The organism is Bartonella sp. AD328YNZD, assembly GCF_042196425.1.
This window is the reverse complement of the sequence record NZ_JBHIQG010000329.1, coordinates 1-2540: the sequence shown is the minus strand read 5'-3', so window position 1 is coordinate 2540 and position 2540 is coordinate 1. Positions and strand designations below refer to the sequence as shown.

The following is a 2540-nucleotide window of genomic DNA, read 5'->3' as shown; positions in this document are numbered from 1 at the left end:
TCTCTCAAAGCCCGCGCCATCGCACGCTTAATGCGTGAGCGAAACCGCCCTAAATCAATCTGCGCAACGGGTTCACGACAGGGAAAAACCGGCTTTTGGAAAAAATCAAGCTGTTGGGAACCATGCCTCTTCATGACAGCACCTCCCCTCGTTCTCTTGCAAGATAAGCGCAAAACCGCGCCTTTGTCTGCGCATCTGCTCTCTGCCACACCCCTAATAACTGAGCAAAAATCCGTTCCTGTTCATTAATTTGCGGCGGCGTATTAACCCCATTGACCAAATCAACAGCCCGCCGTAAATCCCCATCAACCTGTTGCAAAGCAATCGCCACCCGCCGTTGCACAACCGGCTCCATCTTGGCTAATTTCAACAATTGCGCTTGATTATCCGCCAATGCCGTCCCCCGCAAAACCGACCGCAACTCCGGCTGTAGATGTTGGGCAATTTTCGTTAAATAATGCACTGCACGTTTCGATAAACCAATACGATCTGCCACATGTTCAGCAAAAGGGTAATGTTTACCCAATTGCTCTTCATCATGCAATTGTGCAATGTTTGCACTATTGCTCATTTTAGAAATAGGATCAACTTGTCCCAATTTCTCATCACCGATCAAAGGATCAACTTGATCCTTTGATTTTTCATCCCCTTCACACCCAGTTTCATGGTGCTCTGAAGTTGCATTGCTGTCCCTTTGAGCAATTCGGTCAACTTGACCGAATTGCTCTTTTTTGACTTTATGTTGATTACTACCGTCCCCACCAACCTTAATTTCCCCATACTTCTTTTCCCACAATTCGCGGTAAGTCTGGACAAAAAGCGCACGATCAATAACAGACAATTCATTGCGAAACAGGTTTTCAGCCACTTCTAAAAGCGCAGCATTCTCTTTATCCGCCTGCACCACAACAGCATCAATTTCGCTATAGCCTAAAAGCTCAGCAGCCCTCAGCCGATGCGCACCAGCAATCAGCGTGTAATTGCCCTCTTTAGCATTGGGCGTATGGCGCACCGTAATTGGATTCATCAATCCCTCCCGCACTATTGATTGCGCAAGTGCCTTGGCATGCTCATCATCCACAGGGCGTATACGCTCCGGCACCACAATCACATCAAGAGCAAGCTTTTGAAACTGTGCCATCACGCCCCCACCTTTCTGATCTCTTTAAAGAATAAATCCATCGCACGACCCACCCATCTTCGATAAGCTTTCGCAAAAACGGGTTCTTCTAAACGCCGATTAATCACTTGCAAAGCAAGAAAGATAGCAGTCTGCTGCCGTACTTGCATGGCAACAATACGCCGCCGCGGTACCTCAAACTGATAATGCAAAATATGAATGGCAATTTGCCGCGCTAATATCGCATCAAACAATCCATGCTGAGGATCAATAATATACCGGATCGGTACATGCCGAAAGCCACCACTCACTGCTTTTAAAGAACAGGAAAGCATCATTTGTAACCGTTCAGCTTCTGAATAAGGATTAAAGATTTCTCTTTTTGCCTCGGGCGTCCATAAATTATAAGCTGCAACCATAACCATCCACCATTAGTAAAATCCGCTTACCACCTATGGAAAACAAAACTACCCAAACGGCTGTTCTATGATGCAACTCTATGCAATTTATCTTGCCTATTTCGTATTGATCTTTAGACATTGATAAACCTTTTCATCTTATGGTAATAAATTCATGGCAAATGCGCAAAAACGCAAAGCCGTGTAACGAAGTTCAAGCAGCATTACCGCGCAAAGCAGAATGCGCACGCGAATCTGTGTTGGCATGTTTTGCTGCTTTAAAAATACGACGGCGACTTTTGGGGTAGCGGTCGCTAAAAACTTGCTCAACGGGCAAACCGATAAAATCGGCAATAGCGCGTTCGGCTTTCTCGTTAGACCGTGTCCAGATATGTTGAACACTGGATGACGGGAGTTGATACGCTTTCGCGAGCTCCGCCAAGGTCATGTTACGGCGGCGTAGCTCAGCTAAAATACTATGGCGATCCCATTTTTGTGAGGTTGTCATAACTTTCGCTCCTGCTTTAAACGGATGCTCCCACATCCGTTTTTTGTGGGATTAATTGTAGAATATCTGCCCTCAATATCGGGCGGTAATATGAGATATAATGCCAAATTCGGCTTTTGTAAATACCGAAAAAGCATTTGGAGTGATTTTTTTTGGCACGCCCTGAAAAAGAACCTAAAACAGAACTGGCAAAACGATTACGTGAAATACGGCACACCCTTGGTTTCGCGGAGCGTAAGCAATTTGCTAAACATTTTGATATTCCCGAAACAACTATGCGTAATTATGAAACGGGTTTGCAAGAACCCCCTGCATCTATAATGCGAATATATAAAAATCGTTGTGGAGTATCCCTAGATTGGCTCGTTACTGGTGAAGGTGAAATGTTTAGTGACATGGCAAAAGCGAAAGCAGCAGGTTTTAAAGCGCCTACCATCCCTGCTGGTCTCATGAAAAAGCTTGGTCGCATAGCTTATACAACCTATCGCGATGCAAATATAAAACTCCCCCCTGA

The 2540-nt window shown here is 45.2% G+C and carries 4 protein-coding genes; 1 reads left to right on the top strand and 3 read right to left on the bottom strand.

The features are described from left to right. Positions 1-130: 130 nt before the first annotated feature. The 3 genes from ACFIO3_RS11355 to ACFIO3_RS11345 form a co-directional block, all read right to left on the bottom strand. Positions 131-1141, bottom strand: a complete 1011-nt coding sequence (locus ACFIO3_RS11355; protein WP_375607954.1) for a ParB/RepB/Spo0J family partition protein — start codon at positions 1139-1141, stop codon at positions 131-133. Next, positions 1141-1539, bottom strand: a complete 399-nt coding sequence (locus ACFIO3_RS11350) for a hypothetical protein (RefSeq protein ID WP_375607953.1) — start codon at positions 1537-1539, stop codon at positions 1141-1143. The genes ACFIO3_RS11355 and ACFIO3_RS11350 overlap by 1 nt, the downstream gene beginning before the upstream one ends. Positions 1540-1732: 193 nt before the next feature. Then, positions 1733-2026, bottom strand: coding sequence for a helix-turn-helix domain-containing protein (locus ACFIO3_RS11345; RefSeq protein ID WP_375607952.1), 294 nt, complete (start codon positions 2024-2026; stop codon positions 1733-1735). Between the two features lie 152 nt (positions 2027-2178). Here ACFIO3_RS11345 and ACFIO3_RS11340 point away from each other — a divergent pair. Continuing rightward, a partial coding sequence (locus ACFIO3_RS11340) for a helix-turn-helix domain-containing protein (protein ID WP_375704483.1) occupies positions 2179-2540 on the top strand: 362 nt, incomplete at its 3' end.